General features: G+C 61.3%; 23 protein-coding genes and 1 pseudogene. 14 read left to right on the top strand and 10 right to left on the bottom strand.

Features of this window, described 5'->3' with window-relative positions:
- Positions 1-32: 32 nt before the first annotated feature.
- The 4 genes from D1641_RS10755 to D1641_RS10740 all read right to left on the bottom strand — a co-directional run bounded on the left by D1641_RS10755 (position 33) and on the right by D1641_RS10740 (position 2,740).
- Positions 33-620: a hypothetical protein gene (locus tag D1641_RS10755; protein WP_160665521.1), complete on the bottom strand. Its 588-nt coding sequence runs from the start codon at positions 618-620 to the stop codon at positions 33-35.
- Positions 617-1,174 carry a sigma-70 family RNA polymerase sigma factor gene (locus D1641_RS10750; RefSeq protein ID WP_160665519.1) on the bottom strand — a complete coding sequence of 186 codons (558 nt, stop codon included), beginning with the start codon at positions 1,172-1,174 and terminating at the stop codon, positions 617-619. Before D1641_RS10750 ends, D1641_RS10755 begins: the two co-directional genes overlap by 4 nt.
- Positions 1,175-1,329: 155 nt before the next feature.
- The gene (locus tag D1641_RS10745) at positions 1,330-2,265 is read right to left on the bottom strand and encodes a hypothetical protein (protein WP_160665518.1); all 936 of its coding nucleotides are present in this window, start codon (positions 2,263-2,265) and stop codon (positions 1,330-1,332) included.
- Positions 2,255-2,740 (bottom strand): sigma-70 family RNA polymerase sigma factor, encoded by a 486-nt coding sequence (locus tag D1641_RS10740; protein WP_160665516.1) that lies wholly within the window; start codon positions 2,738-2,740, stop codon positions 2,255-2,257. Before D1641_RS10740 ends, D1641_RS10745 begins: the two co-directional genes overlap by 11 nt.
- Before the next feature lie 169 nt (positions 2,741-2,909).
- Between D1641_RS10740 and D1641_RS10735 the strand changes: the two genes are divergently transcribed.
- The 12 genes from D1641_RS10735 to rplT all read left to right on the top strand — a co-directional run bounded on the left by D1641_RS10735 (position 2,910) and on the right by rplT (position 13,191).
- A complete protein-coding gene (locus D1641_RS10735; RefSeq protein ID WP_160665514.1) occupies positions 2,910-3,803 on the top strand; it encodes a hypothetical protein in 894 nt (297 codons plus the stop codon).
- A gap of 471 nt (positions 3,804-4,274) precedes the next feature.
- Complete coding sequence (gene polA, locus D1641_RS10730) at positions 4,275-6,971, top strand: DNA polymerase I (RefSeq protein WP_160665512.1); 2,697 nt, start codon at positions 4,275-4,277, stop codon at positions 6,969-6,971.
- Positions 6,972-7,325: 354 nt separating this feature from the next.
- The gene (locus D1641_RS10725; protein ID WP_160665510.1) at positions 7,326-7,739 is read left to right on the top strand and encodes a hypothetical protein; all 414 of its coding nucleotides are present in this window, start codon (positions 7,326-7,328) and stop codon (positions 7,737-7,739) included.
- Positions 7,736-8,164: a hypothetical protein gene (locus D1641_RS10720; protein WP_160665508.1), complete on the top strand. Its 429-nt coding sequence runs from the start codon at positions 7,736-7,738 to the stop codon at positions 8,162-8,164. Before D1641_RS10725 ends, D1641_RS10720 begins: the two co-directional genes overlap by 4 nt.
- The gene (locus tag D1641_RS10715) at positions 8,154-8,444 is read left to right on the top strand and encodes a hypothetical protein (protein ID WP_160665506.1); all 291 of its coding nucleotides are present in this window, start codon (positions 8,154-8,156) and stop codon (positions 8,442-8,444) included. The genes D1641_RS10720 and D1641_RS10715 overlap by 11 nt, the downstream gene beginning before the upstream one ends.
- A 113-nt stretch (positions 8,445-8,557) precedes the next feature.
- Complete coding sequence (locus D1641_RS10710) at positions 8,558-9,190, top strand: hypothetical protein (RefSeq protein WP_160665504.1); 633 nt, start codon at positions 8,558-8,560, stop codon at positions 9,188-9,190.
- Between the two features lie 218 nt (positions 9,191-9,408).
- Positions 9,409-10,083, top strand: a complete 675-nt coding sequence (locus D1641_RS10705) for a CPBP family intramembrane glutamic endopeptidase (RefSeq protein WP_160665502.1) — start codon at positions 9,409-9,411, stop codon at positions 10,081-10,083.
- Between the two features lie 87 nt (positions 10,084-10,170).
- Complete coding sequence (gene rimI / locus D1641_RS10700) at positions 10,171-10,626, top strand: ribosomal protein S18-alanine N-acetyltransferase (RefSeq protein ID WP_160665500.1); 456 nt, start codon at positions 10,171-10,173, stop codon at positions 10,624-10,626.
- Positions 10,627-10,727: 101 nt separating this feature from the next.
- Entirely contained in the window at positions 10,728-11,738 is a 1,011-nt protein-coding gene (gene tsaD / locus D1641_RS10695) for a tRNA (adenosine(37)-N6)-threonylcarbamoyltransferase complex transferase subunit TsaD (protein ID WP_160665498.1), read from the top strand.
- A gap of 266 nt (positions 11,739-12,004) precedes the next feature.
- Positions 12,005-12,574 carry a translation initiation factor IF-3 gene (gene infC / locus D1641_RS10690; protein WP_160665559.1) on the top strand — a complete coding sequence of 190 codons (570 nt, stop codon included), beginning with the start codon at positions 12,005-12,007 and terminating at the stop codon, positions 12,572-12,574.
- A 26-nt stretch (positions 12,575-12,600) separates the two neighbouring features.
- Positions 12,601-12,813 carry a 50S ribosomal protein L35 gene (gene rpmI, locus D1641_RS10685; RefSeq protein ID WP_160665496.1) on the top strand — a complete coding sequence of 71 codons (213 nt, stop codon included), beginning with the start codon at positions 12,601-12,603 and terminating at the stop codon, positions 12,811-12,813.
- Between the two features lie 21 nt (positions 12,814-12,834).
- Positions 12,835-13,191 carry a 50S ribosomal protein L20 gene (rplT, locus tag D1641_RS10680; protein WP_160665494.1) on the top strand — a complete coding sequence of 119 codons (357 nt, stop codon included), beginning with the start codon at positions 12,835-12,837 and terminating at the stop codon, positions 13,189-13,191.
- Between the two features lie 23 nt (positions 13,192-13,214).
- Here the strand turns inward: rplT and D1641_RS10675 are convergent, their stop codons facing one another.
- The 6 genes from D1641_RS10675 to D1641_RS10650 are packed head-to-tail and all read right to left on the bottom strand — an operon-like array spanning position 13,215 to position 17,060.
- On the bottom strand, positions 13,215-13,472 hold the full coding sequence (locus D1641_RS10675) for a hypothetical protein (RefSeq protein WP_160665492.1): 258 nt from the start codon (positions 13,470-13,472) through the stop codon (positions 13,215-13,217).
- Positions 13,469-14,038, bottom strand: a complete 570-nt coding sequence (locus D1641_RS10670; RefSeq protein WP_201757332.1) for an epoxyqueuosine reductase QueH — start codon at positions 14,036-14,038, stop codon at positions 13,469-13,471. The genes D1641_RS10675 and D1641_RS10670 overlap by 4 nt, the downstream gene beginning before the upstream one ends.
- Complete coding sequence (locus D1641_RS10665; protein WP_160665489.1) at positions 14,035-14,550, bottom strand: SLOG family protein; 516 nt, start codon at positions 14,548-14,550, stop codon at positions 14,035-14,037. Before D1641_RS10665 ends, D1641_RS10670 begins: the two co-directional genes overlap by 4 nt.
- Positions 14,551-14,599: 49 nt before the next feature.
- Positions 14,600-15,664 (bottom strand): aminopeptidase P family protein, encoded by a 1,065-nt coding sequence (locus D1641_RS10660; RefSeq protein ID WP_160665487.1) that lies wholly within the window; start codon positions 15,662-15,664, stop codon positions 14,600-14,602.
- The gene (locus D1641_RS10655; RefSeq protein ID WP_160665485.1) at positions 15,661-16,557 is read right to left on the bottom strand and encodes a TIM barrel protein; all 897 of its coding nucleotides are present in this window, start codon (positions 16,555-16,557) and stop codon (positions 15,661-15,663) included. The genes D1641_RS10660 and D1641_RS10655 overlap by 4 nt, the downstream gene beginning before the upstream one ends.
- Complete coding sequence (locus D1641_RS10650) at positions 16,554-17,060, bottom strand: YqeG family HAD IIIA-type phosphatase (protein ID WP_160665483.1); 507 nt, start codon at positions 17,058-17,060, stop codon at positions 16,554-16,556. The genes D1641_RS10655 and D1641_RS10650 overlap by 4 nt, the downstream gene beginning before the upstream one ends.
- Positions 17,061-17,245: 185 nt before the next feature.
- Here D1641_RS10650 and D1641_RS10645 point away from each other — a divergent pair, with 185 nt between their 5' ends.
- Positions 17,246-18,049 (top strand): hypothetical protein, encoded by an 804-nt coding sequence (locus tag D1641_RS10645; RefSeq protein ID WP_160665482.1) that lies wholly within the window; start codon positions 17,246-17,248, stop codon positions 18,047-18,049.
- 157 nt (positions 18,050-18,206) lie between these two features.
- Positions 18,207-18,415 (top strand): annotated as a pseudogene (locus D1641_RS10640) (electron transport complex subunit RsxC); the annotation flags it as partial.

Below are 18,415 nucleotides of genomic sequence, written 5' to 3'. Positions count from 1 at the left end.
GCTGCTCTCATGAACAGCGGCTGGTTTTTGCTTTAATCATCCAAAACATTGTCCACCACAAAGCGGATCTGCCCGACCTCCATCTCCATCTGGCGGTATTCCTTTTCCTGCTCGGGGTCTTCCGGGTCCCACTGGACATCGCTGGCGTTATAGAGGAGATAGGTCCCCTCCTTTGTCGTCATGATATAGCGGCACGCGGCGTAATTCCACTCGCCGCCGTCGTTTACCTGCTCCTCGGTCAGTTGTTCCGGCCACAGGGTGATATAGAACAACATCCCCGCGTCGCTCCACTCGTGGCGGTTTTTCTCCCGCACCAAGTTGCTGTAGCAGGAGTAGGTGCCCTCTCCATTGTTTTCCAGTGTATACCGTCCCTTCCACTGGTCCGGCATAATAAGTGTCAGGGCGGTACCCGAGAGCTCGACCGTCTCCTGCTCCACCGGGACCTCCCGGCTGAAGGCCAGGGCCCCCACGGTGAAGCTGGCCAGCATCATCGCCGCCACTGCGGCCACCGCCAGGAAACGGCGGAAACCGCCCGTTTTTTTATGCTGGCGGTACTTGGCGTCCTCCACCAGCTGGTCGTCGATGTTTCCGATGCGGTCTGAAAGTTGTCTTTTATTCATAGCTCAATGTCCTCACTTTCTAAAAATTCCCGCAGCTTTTGGCGGGTGCGGAAGAGCATGGATTTCACCTTGCTCTGGGAATAACCGGTATGGAGGCAGATGTGGTCAATGGAGTCGAAATACCAGTATCGGCGGATAAAGATCGTCCGTTTCTCCTCCCCCAGGGACCAGAGAAAGTTGTCGATGGCCTCCTCGATCCGCCGGTTTTCCACCTCGTCCTCCACGCTGGTCCGGCCCGACACGCAGTCCTCCAGCTCCTCCAGGGAGCAGACCGCCTCCGGGCTACGCTTAGCGGCGGTGAGGTAGTCGAAGCGTTTCAGCGCCAGGTTCCGGACGACCCGCCCCACAAAGGCGGAAAACCGCTCTGGCCGCTGGGGCGGGATGGCGTTCCACAGCCCCAGCCAGGTGTCGTTGACGCACTCCTCGCTGTCCTCCGCGCAGGACAAGATATTTTGGGCGATGTATTGGCACAGCCGGCCGTACTTCACCGCAGTCTCCCGGATGGCCTCCTCGGCCCGGTTCCAATAGAGCTCTATGATCTGTCTGTCTTCCATTTCAAGTCCCTTCTTCTCAAATTTGAAAAGCGCTTTCACTCTATCAGTACGGTTTTTCCCGCTCCGGTCGCAAAACTCTTTTCCCCTTATCATTCCTATTTTAACACAGGAAAAGGGCGGACGGCAAATGCCGTCCGCCCTTTGGGGGTCCTGTCTCAGGAGAGCACAGTAAAATCAAATTGATTCGCCAGGGCCTCCAGGCCCGCCTGGTCAAGGGGGAGCTCCGCGAAGGTGTCGTCCCCCTGGGTGCCGTTGAGGACGTTGACAAACAGGAATCCCTCCTCCAGGTCGGCCCAGATAAAGCTCCGGTGGGGGCCCAGGGACAGCTTCACCGCCGCGCCGCTTTGGGTCCGATAGTCCCATTCCTGATAGTCTCTCAGGTCCCCCACGTTCAGGGCCACCACATCCAGATACCCCTTCCGGGTATAGCGGAACTGATAGCTCACCACACCGTAATCGGACCCCAGCTCGGCCTCGCCGTCGAAGGCACAGGTTCCGTCATCATAGGCGTAGCCGTAGAAGCCTACGTTCATCTCGGACAGGAAGGTGGGGCCGAACCGCTCCAGCCAGGCCTCCCGGCCGGGGACATCCTCCATGGTCCGGTGGAGCTTTAGGCCGTACTTGTCCACGATCTCGTCCATCCTGGCGGCCATAGTGTCGTCATAGACGGGGTACTCGCTGTACTTTCCGCCCTCGTCATAGATGTCGTTGCTGAAGCGGCGGCCGGCGGTATACTCATAGTAGAACTGCTCCCACTCTGCGCAGGCCTGGTTCTCCGGGGTGTCGCCATAGCCCTGGAGGGAGATCATGTCCACCACCCTGTCCTCATAGCTGATATCGCCGGTCTCCTCGTCCACGTGGGGCACCTGGATAGAGGTTCTCTCCGGAAAGGCCAAATCCCGCAGGCCGAAGATGTTAAGGGCCACGGCGGTGGCCGTCATGGCCGCCAGCAGGGTGACGATGGCCGCCAGGGCTACAAAGGTGCGGGCCGGAAAATGCTGCTTTTTCATAGTCTGATAGTCCTCCACATTGATCCGGACGGACGTATGGACCTGGGAAAACACTTCCCTGTAGAGATCTTTATTGCTCATTCTGCCATACCTCCGTCAATTTTGTTTTCAGCTTCTGCCGGGCGCGGGACAGGCGGGTGGTGACCACAGTGGGCTTTACCCCCAGGAGCAGGGCGATCTTGCTCACGCTCAGCTCCTCATAGTAGAACAGATAGAGTACCGTCCGATACCGCTCAGGCAGCGCCATGACCTCCTGATAGACCCGGCTCTGCCCGGGCTGCTGAAACTGCACCGAGACATGGACATCCTCCAGGCTCTCGTGCCGCCGGAGCCTCGCCCAGCGCAGGCCGTTCCTGCACTGGTTGATGGTCACGCGAATCAGCCAGTACCGGACGTGTTCCTCGCTCTCAAAGGGCTCCTTGTGCTGAAACAGCTTCAGCATCACATCCTGAACAGTGTCGTCCGCGTCATAGGGGCTGCCGTAGTAGTTCAGGGCAATGCGGTACACCGTGTCCTTATACCTCTCCGCCAGGGCAGTAAACTCTGTCTGTGTCATTTTGTCTCTCACGCTCTTTTCGTTGAAGGCCTTCACCAAGAATACACCTGAAGGGGCCTGTTTGTCACAGAAGGAGCAAAATTATTTTAGAAAAATTCTCCTGTCCCCTGTGACATTTTTCCCCTCTCAGGTGTATTGATAAGTAGAAACCAAGAAAGGAGCCTCTCCCATGAATGACCGAACCATATCCAGCCTTCTGATCGCTTTTGCCTATGCCCTGGTGCTTGCTCTCGCCCTGATTGCCTGTGGCGCGCCCGGCGGTCTGTCCTCCTTCCCGCCCTCCTCTGTTGACAGCTCCTCCGCTGGCATGACGCCGCCCAGCCAAGCCCCCCTCTCCCCCGGCGGCCAGCCCTCCTCCAGCCAGCCCGGCGGGACCTCCCAATCCGGCGCTTCTCAGGCCCAGGGCTCGGCTATGGAAAAGGCCTACCGGGACGCCCTGGAGGGTATCTGCCGCGACCACATTTACCCCAACGGCGATCCGGTAGACGTGCCCGAGTGGGCCGAGATGGAGAAAAACCACTTCGCCCTCTTCGACGTGGACGGCGACGGGGATCAGGAGCTGCTCTACCGCAACGGGGACAGCACCATGGCGGGCATGTCCACCAGCATCTACAGCTTCGACGAGACCTCCGGGAAGCTGTATCTGGAGCTGTCCGGCTTTGTGGGCATGACCTTTTATGACAACGGCATCATCCGGGTGGAGGCCTCCCACAACCACGGGCTGTCCGCCCAGGAGGACTTCTGGCCCTATGCGCTTTATCAATATGACATGGGCGGCGACGGCTACCTGATGACGGGCTATGTGGACGCCTGGAGCAAGGACACCTTCCCGGAGGATTTCGAGGGCTCCCCCTTCCCTGACGGCGTGGACCAGGACGGAGACGGGATGATCTACCTCATCACCTTCGGCGGCCAGGAGGTCGCCGCCACCCAACTGGACGGCCCGGACTATGAGAAGTGGCTGAACGCCTATATAGGCGGGGCCTCCGAGCTGGACGTCCCCTGGCAGGCCATGACCTCGGAAAATATCCAGGCTGTTGCCGGACTGAGCTTTCCCTTCTGACCCGCCTCTTGGGCATATTGACATTTTTCAAACAAGCCCTAGAAAACGAGGTCGAAGCTCCAATCAGCATAAGAAGCTGTACCAATAGCCGAAGTATCCAGATTCGTGAGGCAAAATTGCCGGTGGCAAGGCGAAAAATCGCGGGAATACTTTGTGTATTTCAAGACTTTTCAACGCGGCCAGCGGCAATTCTGGCCGCAAAGCTGGGTGCTGAGGCTATTGGTACAGCTTCTAAATTAAAAACAGCCCTGTCCAATCTGAACGATCAGCCGAAGCTGGTTCAGATTAGGCAGGGCCATTTTAAGTCGTTTACCCTCCTGCTCCTCCAACCCGGCCCGCCAAACTATGTACAGCTTATCCGCCCGGCCTTGCTGTCAAAAAAGTGCCGCAAGTGTTTCCTTGCTCTTCTGCGGGAAAGCTGGTATACTATTTAATCAGAGATTTACAATGAAGCCAAGGAGGAACTCCGCCATGAAGAAACTGATGGTCCTGGACGGCAATTCCATCGTCAACCGGGCCTTTTATGGGGTGAGCCAGAACCTGACCACCCGGGAGGGCCAGCCCACCAACGCCATTTTCGGCTTTATCAACATCCTGAACAAGCTGCTGGAGGAGGAGAAGCCCGATGCCCTGTGCGTCACCTTTGACCGCTCCGCCCCCACCTTCCGGCACAAGGCCTACCAGGACTACAAGGCCAACCGCAAGGGGATGCCCGAGGAGCTGGCCAGCCAGATGCCCCTTTTGAAGGACGTGCTGGGGGCCATGAACGTGCCCATGTACGAGCTGGATGGATGGGAGGCCGACGACCTGCTGGGCACCATCGCCCGGCTGGACGAGGAGGCCGGCTGGGGGACCGCCATCGTCACCGGGGACAAGGACTCCCTCCAGCTGGTGACGGAGGCAACGACTGTCAAGCTGGTATCCACCCGCATGGGGAGGACCACCACCCGGGACGTGACCCCCGAGTCCTTCCGGGAGGAGTACGGCTTCGAGCCGAAAAGCATCATCGACCTGAAGGCCCTCATGGGGGACTCCTCCGACAACTACCCCGGCGTGAAGGGAGTGGGAGAAAAAACCGCCATGTCCCTCATCCAGCTGTACCACACCATCGCCCATCTCTATGACCACATGCCGGACATCTGCTCCGCCCCCAATGTAGACGCCAAGCCCGGCCTCATTAAGAAGCTGGAGGAGGGCAAGGAGAGCGCCCTGCTGTCCTACGACCTGGCTGCCATCCGCACCGACGCTCCCATCGACTTTAAGCCCGAGGACAACCTGCGCCGGGAGCCGGACAACGACAGGCTGTACCAGCTCTTTCTGGACTTGGAGTTTGCCAAGCTCATTGACAAATACGGCCTGACCGCCCCCCAAGGGGAGCAGGCGGTCAAATCGAACCTCCCTGCCGTTCTGGAGGGGGGCTGCTACCTGGAGATGGACATCACTCCGGAGCACGCCCAAAGCCTGCTGGAGCTGTGGCGGATCAAGGAGGTGGTCCACGTTGCCGTCCTGCCCTCTCTGGACGTGGTATGCGTGGCCTGTCACCTGAATGACGACTCTTGGAACGCCAGCCTCCTGCGGGCGGACAAGCTGGAAAATTACAATGAAATGATTCGGGTTCTCTTCTCCGACCCCGCCATCAAAAAGGCGGTCCACGGGGTGAAAAACCTGTGCCGGGCCCTGCTGGAGGAGGGGATCACCCCCGGCGGCTTCGTCTTTGACACCGAGGTGGCCGCCTATCTCCTGGCCCCCACCGACGGCAGCTATGAGCCGGACAAGCTGGGCCTCACCTACTACAATCAGCAGTTCCCCAAGCCCGGCCTCTATCTGGAGGAGGGGGCCTTTGGCCCTCTCTCCGACCCCGCCGCCCCCGCCGAGGCCATGATGCGCCACTGCCTCCTCATCGACGCCCTGCGGGAGACCCTATCCGCCCGGCTGAAGGAGCTGGGGATGTGGGAGCTGTATGAGACCGTGGACCTGCCCCTCTGCCAGGTGCTGGCGGAGATGGAGACCGAGGGCTTCCTCATCGACCGGGGGGCGCTGGCTCAGTTTGGTGAGATGCTGTCCGGGCGGATTGACGAGGTTCAAAAGACCATCTACGCCCTGGCAGAGGAGGACACCTTCAACATCAACTCCACCCAGCAGCTTGGACACATCCTCTTTGACAAGCTGGGCCTGCCCCCGGTGAAGAAGACCAAGAGCGGCTGGTCCACCAACGCCGACGTGCTGGACAAGCTCCGGGGCCAGCACCCTATCATTGACAGCATTCTGGAGTACCGCCAGCTGACCAAGCTGAAGTCCACCTATGCAGACGGCCTGGGCAAGGTGATCGGCCCGGACGGGCGCATCCACACCTCCTTCCAGAACACCGTCACCGCCACAGGGCGGCTCAGCTCCACCGAGCCGAATTTACAAAATATCCCTGTCCGCACCCAGCTGGGGGCCGAGCTGCGGAAGATGTTCGCCGCCCCCGCCGGGAAGGTGCTGGTGGACGCCGACTACTCCCAGATCGAGCTGCGCCTTCTGGCCCACATGGCCGGCGACCAGGCTATGATCGACGGCTTCAAAAGCGGCGAGGACATCCACACCATCACCGCCTCCCAGGTCTTTGGCGTGCCGGTGGAGGAGGTGGAGCCCCAGATGCGCCGTTCCGCCAAGGCGGTGAACTTCGGCATCGTCTACGGCATCTCCCCCTTCTCCCTGTCCCAGGACATCGGGGTCACGGTCCAGGAGGCCAAGGCCTATATGGACCGCTACTTCGCCCATTACGCCGGGGTAAGGACTTATATGGACGGGGTGGTGGAGCAGGCCAGGCAGACCGGGTACGTCTCCACCCTGTGGGGGCGGCGGCGGTGGATTCCCGAGATCAAATCCTCCAGCTTCAATACCCGCTCCTTCGGGGAACGGGTGGCCCTCAACGCCCCCATCCAGGGCACCGCCGCCGACATCATCAAGCTGGCCATGATCCGGGTCCGTGACCGGCTCAAAGCCGAAGGCTTTACCGGAAAACTGGTCCTCCAGGTCCACGACGAGCTCATCGTGGAGTGCCCGGAGGCTGAGGCTGAGGCCGTGTGCCGGCTGGTGGAGGAGGAGATGGAGCAGGTCGCTTCCCTGTCCGTCCCCCTTTCGGCCGAGACCCACGCCGGGAAGACCTGGGCGGAGGCGCACTGACCTCCGTCCCGCCCGCAGGCAAAAAGCCTCCCTTCGCAAAGGGAGGTGGCATTTGCGAAGCAAATGACGGAGGGTTTCCTCTATCAATATGCAACAGCCTTTTTCAGGAAACCCCCAATCAGCTTCGCTGACAGCTCCCTTGCGAAGGGGGCCTTGCCCGCGCAGCGGGGGACGAGAGATTTTGACCACCTATCCCTCAAAAACGACCGACTATCCTGATTTGCTTGCAGGGAGGGCTTTCCTCTGATACACTGGAGATGACCTGAAAACGGGCCGCCGAGGTCGTCGGCCCCTACGCCGTACCCGCCATACGGGCGGACAATGTCCGCCCCTACAGGATAGGAGGTCATCCCAATGAAAAACCGCACCGACAAAATTTTGCTGGCCGTGTTTGCCGTGACCCTGCCGCTCCACATTTTCCTTGTGCTCACCTATCTGGAGATTATTCCCTTTGTTGAAACATGGACCTTGCCCTATAGGGCTCAGGAATTGTACGCTTACCTGGCCTTTGGCTTCTTCGCTGTTCCGGTGTTCTGTCTTCAGCTGCTGCTGTGCCGCCGGAAGCGGTGCCGGGTGGCCGCAATTCCCGCGCTGGTGATCGTGGGCGCGGCGCTGTTGTTTACCTACGGCTTTTTCACCGCCACTGGCTGGGACACCTTGGGCTGGGGTATTCTGCTGCTTTTGTGCATCGCCCCGGCGGCGGGGTGTGTCCTGGCCTGGATCGTGTACGCCCTCCGGAAGATGTATCGCAGGGGGGATATCCAATGAAAAACCGTACCGACAAAATTCTGCTGGCAGTCTTTCTGCTGTCCCTGCCCGCTTACGCGGCTATCGCCTATACCTATATCACCTACGACTTCGGCCAGTTCAATCCAAGTCACTTCGAAATCTGGTTTACACGCCGCTTTCTTTTTTGGATGTCCCTGGGCTTTCACGCCGTCCCGGCGTTCTGTCTGCAGCTCCTGCTGTGCCGAAAAATACGGTGCTGGGTAGCCGCAATTCCCGCACTTGTGATCGTGGGTGCGGTGCTGTTGTTTGCTTACAACTTTTTTACTGCCATCGGCCATGATACCTTGGGATGGGCCCTTCTGATGATCCTGTCCATCGCCCCGGCGGCTGGGTGTGTGCTGGCCTGGATGGTATATGGCTGCTGGAAGCTCTATGGAAGGGAGGGCATCCGCCATGCTCATTAGCGCTGTGTTCTCGCTGTGCTCCACCCTCACCACCCTTCTGCTTCTCTCCGCGCCCTTCTGCGCGATGCAGCTGGCCCTGTGCAAGCTATGCCCCTGGCGGCCCTTACAGTTCGCGCCGCTGGTCCTGTTCGGAGGGGGCTTCCTGTGGAGCTGGTGGTATCTCAGCCAGGCCTATGAGTGGGAAAATCTGCTGGGAATGCTGGTCATGCTGCCCTGTATTCTGGGTCTGATTGGAAGCGGGGCGGGCTGGTTCATCTGGAAAAAGCGCCCCCGCTATTAAGGGCGTTATTTTAAGAATCCATGTAGGGGCGGCTATCAGCCGCCCGCGGGCGCATAATATGCGCCCCTACAAAAGGTTTTCTTATCTCAACGCCACGTTAAGGAGGGATTTCTTTGGACAACGCCGTCTATATCGTCTTTTCCGCCACCCCCACCGGGATGGGCAGCATCATCCGCAAGGCCACCCGGAACCGATACAACCACGTATCCCTCTCCCTCAGCCGGGATATCCGCAAGATGTATACCTTCGCCCGGCTCTACCGGACCATCCCCCTTTACGGCGGCTTTGTGGCCGAGTCCATTCTGCGCTATCAGTCCTTCGCCGGGGCCGCCCGGGTGAAGATCTGCCGGGTGGAGATGTCCCAGTCCCAGCTGACCTGGCTCCACAGCTGCCTGGACCGGCTGTGGAACCAGCGGGAGGAGTACATCTACAACACCCCCGCCGCCCTGGCCTCCCTGGTCCATCTCCGGCCCAGCATCTCCCGGGCCTACACCTGCGTCACCTTCGTCCAGAAGCTGCTGGCCCGGTACGAGCTGGCCGGGGTGACAGAGGCCGACCGGCCTACCGTCCGGGCGCTGGAGCGCCGCCTGGCCCCCTATGTGATCTACGAGGGCCCCGCCCCTGTCCGGGCCGGAGAGTGGGGGGAGGACTCCTACCCGGTGGAGACAACCACCCGCTACGCCGTCTATACCACCGCCCGCCACTTCGGACGCCTGGCCAAACGGGTACTTATGGGGGTAAGCTGAATGAAAGGCAGGAAATGGGCCGGGAGGGGCCTGCTGCTGTTAGGGCTCGCTCCGTTTTTGTCCGCTCTTGGCTTCTGCCTCGTCAGCTGCCTGCTTGACAGCGGCAGAACATCATTTTGGGAGTACCTGGTGATGTGGAGTTTTTTATATTGGTACACATATGTAATTGGAATGATTTTGCTCGTACTGTCGGCTGTACTCAGGGAGAAATCATAAGTATGGATAAAAGCAGAAGAAACGCATATGGGGTCATGCTCCTTGTTCTGATAGGCTGCGGGATCATGGCCTGGGTGGAAGGGGCGCTGCGCCCGGTCTATCCGGTGAAGTCCGCCCTGAAAATCGCTGTATTCCTGGGCTGCGCCGGGCTGTACACGCTCCTGTCCGGGGACAGGAGGCCCTTCCGTGTCCTCCGAAAGGCCGGGGCTGTGAGGCTGGCCGCTCCCCTGGCCCTGGGGGTGCTGGTGCTCCTCCTGGGGGGCTATGCGCTCCTCTCCCCCTGGCTGGACCTGTCTGCCATCCCGGAAAATCTGGCCGCCAAGGAGGGCATCACACGGGAGACCTTTCCCCTGGCCGCCGCCTATATCACCCTCTGCAACTCTCTGATAGAGGAGTTTTTCTTCCGGGGCTTCGCCTTTTTGGCCCTGTACCGGGCGGGATTCAAAAGGCTGGCTTACGGCTTCTCTGCCCTGGCCTTCGCCCTGTACCACGTCTCCATTACCGACGGCTGGGGCTCCCCCGCTCTCATCGTTCTGATGGTGGCCGGGCTCACCGCCGCCGGCCTGCTCTTTAACTGGCTGGACCGGGAGGGCAGCGTCCTCCCCTCCTGGCTGGTCCACATGGGGGCCAACCTGGGGACCAATACGGTGGGATTTATGTTGTTTGGGATCCTGTAGGGGCGCACATTGTGCGCCCGGAATGATCGGAACAAAAACAGCGGGCGGACATTGTCCGCCCCTACATACCTCTGAAGGAGTCTTTTTATGTATTACGAAATTGTCCCTATGGACCGCAGCCATATCCCCCAGATCGCCGCCCTGGAACGGGAGTGCTTCTCCATGCCCTGGACCGAGAACATGCTGGAGGACGCCCTCTTTGATCCCCAGGCCTGCTTTATCGTGGCCGAGGACGGGGAGGAGGGCAACATCCTGGGCTACGCCGGCCTCCACGCCGTGCTGGACGAGGGCTATATCGACAATATCGCCGTCTCCCCCGACGCCCGGCGGCACGGGGTGGCCTCCGCCCTGCTGGACGTGTTCTGCCGGTTCGGAGAGGTGAACCTGGCTTTCCTCACCCTGGAGGTGCGCAAGTCCAACACCGCCGCCATCGCCCTGTATGAGAAGCACGGTTTTCACCAGGCCGGCCTGCGCCCCGGCTACTACCAGCACCCCCGGGAGGACGCCGTCATCATGACACGGGAGTTTTCAGAAAAACCGTAGGGCGCGACGACCTCGGCGCGCCGTTGCATCGAACATTTTTCATAAAACGGCGGGCCGAGGTCGTCCCGCCCTACAACATTTTCCTTGAAAGTGGTGTCTCTATGAACATTTTAGCCATCGAATCCTCCTGCGACGACACCGCCGCCGCCGTGGTGCGGGACGGGCGGACAGTGCTGTCCAGCTGCGTGTCCTCCCAGATCGAGATGCACACCATTTACGGGGGGGTAGTGCCCGAAATCGCCTCCCGGAAGCACGTGGAGGCTGTCTCCGGCCTGGCGGACAGAGCCGTTGCCGACGCCGGGCTGACCAGGGCCGACCTGGACGCCGTGGCCGTCACCTACGCCCCGGGGCTCATCGGGGCAGTGCTGGTGGGGGTGAACTTCGCCAAGGGCGCGGCCATGGCTCTGGGCCTGCCCCTCATCCCCGTCCACCACGTCCGGGGACACATCGCCGCCAACTACATCACCCACCCCGACCTGGAGCCCCCCTTCGTCTGCCTGTGCGTCTCCGGGGGGACCACCGCCATCGTGGACGTGCGGTCCTACACCGAGATGTCCGTGCTGGGCGGCACCCGGGACGACGCCGCCGGGGAGTGCTTCGACAAGGTGGCCCGGGTGCTGGGCATCGGCTACCCCGGGGGCGGGCCTATGGACAAGCTGGCTCAGGGAGGGGACGACGGGCGGTATCCCCTGCCCGTGGCCCACGTGTCCGGGGCGGAGCTGGACATGTCCTTCTCCGGGCTGAAAACCGCCAGTCTGAACCTGATCCACAACGCCGAGCAGAAGGGCGAGGCCCTGGACCTTCCCGCCTTCGCCGCCAGCTTCGGCAGGGCGGTGAGCGATTCCCTGGTCCCCCGGGCCATGGCCGCCGCCCGGGAAAAGGGGTATGGAAAAATCGCCGTGGCCGGGGGGGTGGCCGCCAACAGCCGCATCCGGGCCGACCTCCAGGCCGCCTGCGCCGCCAGCGGGGACCGGCTGTTCCTCCCGGAGCTGCGGTACTGCGGCGACAACGCCGCCATGATCGGCTGTCAGGGCTTTTACGAGTTTCAGGCCGACCGCACCGCCGGCTGGGACCTGAACGCCTACGCCACACGGGATATTGCTCTGGGGTAAATTGTGTTATGTTACCCACAGTGTGGACAAAGCTGTGGAAACTGTGGAAAACCGCTCCCCATAAGCTTTATGTTTTGCTGTTATGTAAATCAGAACACAAAAATATTTGGATTTTCCCCTTGACAAGCCCCTCTCCCGGTGCTATAATGCCCAGTGCACAAGAAAGCAGGTACGGTTCCCCGTCCTCACCCCAGGCCAGAGCCGAAGGGTTAACATGGAGATACACTGCCGGAGTTCCGGCATTGTTTTGCTGTGATGTGGGAGCCATGCCGGCGGCCCGCATTTTATTTTGTCTGGAGGTGCTTCCCATCGCTAACACAGGTCATCAAACCAATGAAGAAATCCGGGATAAGGAGGTCCGTCTGATCTCTGAGTCCGGCGAGCAGCTGGGCATCATGTCCTCTCAGGAGGCTCTGCGCCTGGCCGAGGAGCGGAGTCTGGATTTGGTCAAGATTTCCCCCAACGCCGTCCCTCCCGTGTGTAAGCTCATGGATTATGGAAAATATCGGTTCGAGCAGACCAAGCGCGAGAAGGAAGCCCGCAAGAATCAGCGGGTGGTGGAGATCAAGGAGATCCGCATGTCTCCCAGCATCGACGTGAACGACTTCAACGTGAAGCTGCGCAACGCTCAGAAGTTCCTGGCTGAAGGCAACCGCTGCAAAATCACCGTCCGCTTCCGCGGCCGGGAGATGGCTCACACCAATATCGGCCAGGAGCTGCTGCTCAAATTCGCCGAGGAGTGCGGCGAGATTGCTGTTATGGACAAGTCCCCCAAGCTGGAGGGACGGCACATGTCCATATTCCTATCCCCCAAACCCGTAAAGGACAAAAAGTAAGTACTAGTAAAGGAGTTCAAACTGTTATGGCGAACAAAATCAAGATTAAGACCCACAGCGGCGCCAAAAAGCGTTTCTCCCTCACCAAGACCGGCAAGGTCAAGCGTGCCATGACCAAGAAGCGTCACCTGCTCAACGGCCACGGCAAGACCACTAAGCTGAAGCGGGCCCTGCGCGGCACCACCTACGCCGACAAGACCAATGAGGCCGCCATCAAGCGCATGATCCTGTACAAGTAAGACGAGGGAGGGTATTGAACAATGGCAAGAGTGAAGGGCGCGATGATGACGCGCAAGAGAAGAAATAAAATCCTGAAAATGGCCAAGGGCTACTGGGGTTCCAAGTCCAAGCACTTTAAGATGGCCAATCAGGCCGTGATGAAGTCCGGCGTTTACGCCTACACCGGTCGCAAGCTGAAAAAGCGCGACTTCCGTCAGCTGTGGATCACACGGATCAACGCCGCCTGCAAAATGAACGGCATGAACTACTCCACCTTTATGAATGGGCTGAAAAAGTCCGGCATTGTCATCAACCGCAAGATGCTGGCCGAGCTGGCCGTCAACGACAAGGCCGCCTTCACCCAGCTCACCGATACCGCCAAGAAGGCTTTGGCCTGAGATATAAAAGTAAAAGCACCCCGTCAGGGGTGCTTTTGTTGTATCTGGGCCTTTTCCAGTCGTACTAACCGGATAAAACAGTCCAGGGCCTCGTCCTCTTGGTCGAAGAAACGGCGGGAGGTCTTTACAATACAGGCCCGTTCGTCCGCCGCGCAGACGATCCAGCGCGTACCGTCGTAGTCTATCATGACCTCGCAAGGCCTTATCTTATGCTCACCAAACCAGTTGTAGAACCGCAGCTGCTCCTCTTCTAGGATATACAGCGCCTCAGCCATGTTCATTGCTGGAGCCCTCCTGCCTGGGCCTTTTTCTTCCGCTTGGCGGCCATGTAGCGGTCCTCCTCGCTGAAGATACAGCCGCAGTACTTTTGCATGTAGAAGCCGTGGTCCCGGGCGAACTGCTGGCCCTCCTGAAACAGGGGGCGGAAGTCCCGGTAGAGAAATTCCACTCCGTATTTCTCCCCCATCTCCCGGGCGATGGCGGCAATGGCCTCGTGGCGCTGGTAGGGAGAGATGAGCAGGGAGGTGGTAAAGCTGTCAAACCCGTTCCCGGCGGCGTATTGGGCGGTTTTCTCCATCCGCACCCGGTAGCAGTAGGCGCACCGGCCGTCAATGTCCCCGGCCACGGCGGTGATAAAGGGCCGCAGGTCGTAGGTCCCGCCGATGACCAGCTTCATGCCGATCTCCCTGGAGTACTCCTCCAGGGTGCGCTTCCGGGCCTGATACTCAGTGTAGGGGTGGATGTTGGGGTTGAACCAGAAGCCGGTGACGGAGACCCCCTCCTCCCTCAGCCGGGCGATAGGCCGGTTAGCACAGGGGGCGCAGCAGATGTGCATAAGCGTGTTCATTGGCAAAAGTCCTCCAGGTCGATGATCGCGGTGTCCAGCCCCTTTTTCAGGGCATAGGCCAAGGTTTGGGCGGTGCCCCCCTTGGGCACGCCGTTGTAGACCGCGATGAGCCGGCTGGAGCGGTCCACCATGTATCGGTTCCGGCGCATCATGCAGAAGCGGTCATAGCCGTGCTGGACCAGGGTCTCGAAGTCACAGCGGGCCAGGATGGACTGGTAGCGCGCCTGCTCCGCCGCCGGCCAGCTGTCTGCCTGGGTCTCGCAGGGCCGGGCGCACTCCAGGGTGATGTCCTCCTCAGCCTCCCGCAGGGCCAGCACCGCCTCGGCGCAGTATAAGTCGATCCCCCGGGCCATGCCGGTAATAAAGTGGCGGCTCCCGGCCACATAGGCATCCTCCACCGCCTGGGTGACGGCCCTCTTCAATCGTACACACCGGGGGTCGGACTCGTCCTCCCCCCAGGGCAGCTTGTCAGGCCGGTGGCCGGTGAAGCAGCAGGTTTTTTTGGGGTCCATGGGCTCGGCCCTCCTTATGCCGGGGCGGATATCATCCGCCCCTACAGACTTATAAAACAATCAGATCCTTGGGGGACCGGGTGATGTCCTCACAGCCGGTCTCGTTCAAAATCAGCACATCCTCGATGCGCACGCCGAACCTTCCGGGGATATACACCCCCGGCTCGGCGGAGATCACCGCCCCCACAGGCATGGGCCGGGTCTCCTTGGAGCTGGCGTTGGGAGATTCGTGGATATCCACCCCCAGGGAGTGGCCGAAGCTGTGGGAGAAGTACTCCCCGTACCCCGCCTCCTGGAGGACCTTCCGGGCGGCGGCGTCAATCTCCCGGCCGGCCACCCCGGCCCGGGCTGCGTTGATGCCCGCCTTCTGGGCGGCCAGAACGGCGGCATACACCACCTCCATCTCCTGGGTGGGCTGGCCCAGGGCCACGGTGCGGGTCATATCGGAGCAGTAGCCCTCCACCTTACAGCCAAAGTCCATGGTGATAAACATGCCCGTGTCCACAATCTGGTCCCCGGGGACAGCGTGGGGCCGGGAGCCGTTGGGGCCTGCGGCCACGATGGGGTCGAAGGACACCCTGTCGCCCCCCCGGCTGAGCAGCTCATAGACCAGCCGGGCGGCAATCTCCCGCTCGGTCATACCCGGGCGGATGAAGTTCAAAATGGCCTTGAACGCCTCGTCGGTGACGGCCTGAGCCCGGCGCATGAGGGTCAGCTCCCCTTCGTCCTTGGAGGCCCGCAGACCGTCCAGCAGGTCCTGGGCGGGGGTGAGGACGCAAGGCAGGGCCTGGGTGTATCTCCTGTGGGCGTCCACAGTCATGGAGCCGCTCTCGAAGCCTACGTTGTGGAGCTTTCCGCCCTCGATGTACTCCTTGGCGAAGGCCATATGCCCCTTGTCCGGAGTGGTGAGGCACACCTCCGCCCCTTCCACCTGCTCCCGGGCGGCCTCGATATACCGGCCGTCGGTGGTGTACTGCGCCCCACCCTTTGTCACCAGCAACAGGCCCTCCCCATGGAAGCCCAGAGCATACCGCTCCCCAGACTCGCTGGTAATCATCATGGCATCCAGGCCAAAATCCGCCAGTCTGGCGGCAATTTTTTTAATGTGGTTCATGATATTTTGCTCCCTTGTGATTGTTGTGGTTGTGTGCCCTGCAAAAGGGCCTCATAGCTCCGTTTCATGGTCAGGGCGTCCTCCGCCTGGGTGCCGGCGGATTCGCAGATGAAGGTGGGCGACCAGCCCCGGCGGGCGATCTCCGCCGCCAGGGGAGCCCAGTCCGGGCCGTAGCCTCCGTCGTCGGAAAAGGTGCGGTGGCACTTCTCCCCGCCCTTGGGGGTGAACTCGATGTGGGAGAAGTGGCTGTGAAAGGTGCCGGCCCGGTCCTGACCCAGCACCTCCGCCACCCGGTCCAGCATCCGGCAAAAGGCCCCTTCCCCGTCATCCGCACCCAGAGAGCGGGCGTAGAGGTGGCCGAAGTCGAGGCAGGGGACCAGCCGCTCGTCCAGGGCGCACAGCTCCAGCACCTCGTCCAGGTCCCCCAGCTGGTTGATCTTGCCCATGGTCTCGGGACAGAGGGCGATGTGAGAAAAGCCCTGTCCGTCGCAGACGGCGATTACCTCCCGGAGAGATTTTTGGGCGGTGTCCAGCGCCTCCCGGCGGGTGCGCCCCATCAGCGCCCCAGAGTGAATCACCACCCGCCCCGCCCCCATCCAGTCCGCCACCTGACAGCCGGCGGTGATGTAGCCGATGGCCTTTAGAAGGCTGTCCGGGTCAGGGTTGGCCAAGTTGATGAAGTAGGGGGCGTGGAGGGACAGGGAAATCCCCGCCGCCCGGGCGTTCTCCCCCAGCTTGACGGCGGTCTCCTTCCCCACGTGGACCCCCTTGCCGCACTGGTACTCGTAGCAGTCCAGGCCGAAGTCCGCGATCCACCCGGGGGCAGCCAGGGAGGATTTATGGACTCTGGAAAAGCTGTCGCAGTTGCCCGCGGGGCCGAATTTCGCCCTCATAGAAAGGGCCTCCTCTTTCCCAGCAGACGGAAGGGGGTCTCGACGGCGTATCGGATGTACCGCCCCGGGTTGCCCGCCAGCCGGATGGGCTCCACCAGCAGGGGGATCACTCCAGCGTTGTTGGCCCCCAGGGTGTCGGTGAAAATCTGGTCCCCCACCATAACAGTCTGGCTGGGCATACAGCCCAGGCGCTCCATGGCCCTGAGATAGCCCGCCCTCTTCGGCTTGCCCGAATGGCCCTGGTAGGGAATGCCCAGCTGCTCGGCGAACCGCTGGGCCCGGCCCGGCTTGCGGCTGTTGGACAGCAGAAACAGGGTGATGCCCTCCGCCTCCAGGGCTTCCTTCCAGGCGATGACCTCCGCCGTCGGGGTAATGCTTCTATAGGGCGCCAGGGTGTTGTCCAGGTCGACCAGCACCAGGCGTATCCCCTTCTCCGCCAAGGCTTTGGGGGAAATATGGGTGATCGAGGGATAGACTCCCCGGGGTATGGGTGATAAAGACATGGGGCGTTCTCCTTTTCGTCGCGTGCGGGCGGTCCGTGCGCAGGGCGGGACGGCTCGGTCCGCCGCTTCCAAAAACGGTGCGCCGGGGGCGCCGCGCTCTACAGGGTTCTACTTCCCTGTCCGGCTTCATATCGTGTACAGCGTAGTATATCACAGGTTGAAAGTTCGGACAAGGGGGAACTCCCATGACCCAGGACACCTTTATCGTTATGCTCCCGCCCAGACAGCTGCCCGCCCTCCAGAGCTGGCAGGCCGTCCCCGCCCACCTGGCCTACCGGCTGGGGCCAGGGCCCCATCTGTTTCGGGCGGAGGGCCCCGCTCCGCCCAGAGGCGGGCTGATGGTGGTGGATGACAGAGATTTCAATCCCCTGGGCTCCATCGGCCCGCTGTGTCAGGAGGTGCTGCGGGAATGTCAGTTCCGGGGGTTCTCCGGGGCTGTTCTGGACTTTGAATCCCGCCTGCCCCCACTGGAGCAGACCGCCGCCAGGCTGGATGAGCCCTTTGCCCGCCGGGGCTGGGCCCTCTATGTCCCCGAGCGGCTGTCGGCGGCGGCCCCCCACGCCCGGGTGATGATCTCCTCCGCCCTGTCCGGGGGCTCCCTCCAGCAGCGGCTGGAGGAGGCCCTGGGCCGTTTCGGGGAGAGCCGGACAGTGCTGGCCCTGGAAAAGCGGGCGGAGGACTTCCGCCTGCCCTCCCCCACCGGCAGCGGACAGCCCCTGTCCGACCGGGAGCTGGAGGAGCTGCGCCAGCGGCTGGCCCCCTCCGTCTTTTTCTCTCAGGAGCTGTGCGCCCGGTACTTCACCTATACCAGCCGGGAAAACGAGGCCCACTTCGTCCTCTTTGACGACGGGGACACCCTGCGCCGGAAGGTAGAGGTGGCCCGGCGGCTGGGCATCCGCACCTTTCTGGCCCCCTGGGCCGAGATCAGCGCCTGCGCCGCCCGGCTGGGCATCCAGCGCAGGCCGGAGCCCCGGCCGGGGCGCAGGTGAGCGGCATCTTTTGCCCGCTCCGTCCCCCCGGGGACGGAGCTTTTTTGTTTTCTTTGGATATAATGCCGTTGACAGACTGCTTTTCATGGATTATGATGTAAATTGCTGAATTATGAAAAAATTCCTCTGATTATACCAAAGCGAGGTTCTATCCATTATGACCCATTCATTTTTCGGCGGGGTATACCCCGCCACCCGGAAAGGCATCACCAGACGCAAGCCTATGGCCCGTCTGTCTAAGACGCCGCCGGAGATCATCATCCCGCTGGTCATGTGCGCCGACGGCCCCTCCACCCCCCTGGTGGGCCCCGGCGACGCGGTGACGGTGGGCCAGCCCATCGCCCGCCGGGGCGAGACGGGGGCCGC

Source organism: Colidextribacter sp. OB.20 (assembly GCF_009911595.1).
GTDB lineage: Bacteria > Bacillota > Clostridia > Oscillospirales > Oscillospiraceae > Lawsonibacter.
Note: the sequence above shows the minus strand (reverse complement) of the source record. Positions and strands in the feature narration are given on the sequence as shown.